The sequence below is a fragment of the Sphingomonas oligophenolica genome (assembly GCF_039522915.1).
Lineage (GTDB): Bacteria > Pseudomonadota > Alphaproteobacteria > Sphingomonadales > Sphingomonadaceae > Sphingomonas > Sphingomonas oligophenolica.
The window spans coordinates 1-1,800 of the sequence record NZ_BAAAEH010000068.1 but is presented as its reverse complement, the minus strand read 5'-3'; the positions used below and the strand labels follow the sequence as shown (position 1 = coordinate 1,800).

1 protein-coding gene is annotated in these 1,800 nt (G+C 60.7%); it reads left to right on the top strand.

Annotated features, from left to right (window positions below):
• Positions 1-1,800 (top strand): TonB-dependent receptor (locus ABD050_RS28910; protein WP_343893052.1); only part of this gene is annotated, 1,800 nt, incomplete at both ends.

Sequence of the window (1,800 nt, the reverse complement as noted above, 5' to 3'; positions counted from 1 at the left end):
TTCAACAATGTCAATTACTGGGCGGCCCGGCTCAGCATCGTCGCCGATCTGACCCCCAATCTCGAAAACTATATCGTCGCGTCCTATACTCATTCTGACACGGCGGGGCCGATCAGCAAGCTGGTCGCGGCGGATGCGAGCCAGGGGCTTGGTTTCCTCGCCGCGGGACAGCTCGCCACAAAGCCTCAGGGCTTCTACGACGTCAACAATCCACTGGCCAATTCCTATTCGCGGATCACCCAGTGGCAGGTCATCGATACGACGACCTGGCACGCCTCCGACACGCTGACGATCAAGAACATCGCCAGCTACGCGCAATACACCCAGAATGTTCATGCGCCCGAGTTCGGAACGAACTTCCCGTTCAGCCTCGGGCCGCTCGGCACCTATTACATTCCCTTCACCCAGATTTCCCCGCCGCCCGGATTGAACACGGCTGATCAGAGCACTTTTACCGAGGAATTGCAGTTCCAGGGCAGCGCCATGGACAATCGCCTGACCTGGCAGGCCGGTGGCTATCTTGAAATCAGCGATCCGCTCGGCCTGTCCGGGAGCCAGTCGCCCTTCCTGGCGGCCTGCCGAAGCGACGGATCGGACTTTCAGTGTACCGATCCGGTCGGCTTCGCCACCTATGTCAACATCCTCAGCCAATTGCCGCCGGGAACGCCCCTCGCGCCGATCCATGTCGGGTCGATCAACTATACGGTCGGCTCGACCTATTTCCATGACGTCGGCCTGTACGCGCAGGGCACCTACAAGCTGACCGACAAGCTGAAGCTGACCGGCGGCTTCCGCTACACCTGGGACAGCGAGACAAACACAAGCGACCGGCGCAGCTATATACTGCAATATCCGCCCCAATATGGCCTGTTCCCGACCACGCCGAATCCGGTCTGCACTGATCCGACCGCGACCGTGCGCAACTGCGTGACCACGCTTCACCAGAAGTCGAGCAAGCCCACCTGGCTGATCGATCTCGACTACACGCCGACCCAGGACATCCTGCTCTACGCAAAATATGCCCGCGGCTATCGTTCGGCGACGATTGCGCCGAACGTCTCCGCACCGCTCAATCTCGTGGCACCCGAGCAGGTCGATTCCTATGAAATCGGCGTGAAGACCGGCTTCCACGGCGCAGTGCACGGGACACTCAATGTCGCCGCCTTCTACAATGATTTCAGCAACCAGCAGCTGCAGGTCGGCTTCAACGCCAGGCCCGGCAGCGGCCAGGCCTCGACCGCAGCGCCCGTCAACGCGGGCAAGTCGGAGATTTACGGCCTCGAGGCCGAAGCCACGCTGACGCCGTTCAGGGGCCTGGATCTCGCCGCCGGCTACACTTACCTCCACACCAAGATCAAATCGGTCCCCGACTTCTCGAGCTACAACGATCCGAACTTCACGCTTGCCGCATTGTTCGCGGTCGGCGATCCGGAAGTCCTTTCGCCAAAGAACAAGATTACCGTTTCGGCGACCTACACCTTGCCGCTCGATGAAAGCGTGGGCAGGATTTCGTTCGGTGCGATCTTCACCCACCGCGACAGCATGCTGGTCAATTACACTGACCGCGAGAATCCCAATCCCGCAATCGCGGCGTTCAGCACGCTGCCGGCGCTCGACCTCCTCAACCTCAATGCGAGCTGGAATTCGGTCGCCGGCTCGCCGGTCGATCTGTCGGTGTTCGCGACGAACGTCACCAACAAGAAATACTATACCTACGCCGCTGGCCTCGGTTCCCCATCAGTCGGCTTCGAAACCGCCGCCGTCGGAGAGCCGCAAATGTACGGCGCCAGGATCCGCGTT